1 protein-coding gene is annotated in these 701 nt (G+C 63.6%); it reads left to right on the forward strand.

Annotated features, from left to right (window positions below; genetic code table 11):
• Positions 1-701 (forward strand): cytochrome ubiquinol oxidase subunit I (locus tag HWE01_RS22580; RefSeq protein ID WP_241822951.1); only part of this gene is annotated, 701 nt, incomplete at both ends.

The raw sequence follows: 701 nt of genomic DNA on the forward strand, positions 1-701 counted from the left end.
GTGCTGGGCATCAAGGACCTCAAGAAGGAACATGAAGTCCGCATCCGCAACGGCATGCTGGCCTATGCGGCGTTGACCCGCCTGAAGTCCGGCGACAAGTCGCCCGAAGCCCGCGCCGAATTCGACAAGCTCAAGAAGGACCTGGGCTACGGCCTGCTGTTGAAGAAGTACACCAACAACGTGGTCGATGCCACGCCCGAGCAGATCGCCATGGCGGTGAACGACACCATTCCCAAGGTGGCGCCGATGTTCTGGGCGTTCCGCGGCATGGTGGGGCTGGGCTTCCTGTTCCTGTTCATCTTCTCGGCCTCGTTCTGGTTCCTGGCCAAGAAGCAGCTGGCCCCGCAACGCTGGCTGCTGCGCCTGGCTGTGGTCGCCATTCCGCTGCCGTGGATCGCCGCCGAACTGGGCTGGATCGTGGCCGAATATGGCCGCCAGCCCTGGACCATTGCCGGCATCCTGCCCACGCACCTGTCGGCCTCTTCGCTGCAACCGGGCAGCCTCTACTTCAGCCTGGCTGGCTTCATCCTGTTCTATACCTTCCTGCTGGTGGTGGAGATGATCCTGATGGTGAAGTACGCCCGTCTCGGCCCCAGCAGCCTGCATACCGGCCAGTATCACTGGGAAACCAAGGGCAAGGAACACGGCCCCGACGATGTCCTGCCGCCGCCCCTGAACCCGTCGGCCAACGCCGGCAGCCA

The organism is Herbaspirillum sp. C7C8 (assembly GCF_022627875.1).
Classification (GTDB): Bacteria; Pseudomonadota; Gammaproteobacteria; order Burkholderiales; family Burkholderiaceae_D; genus Herbaspirillum.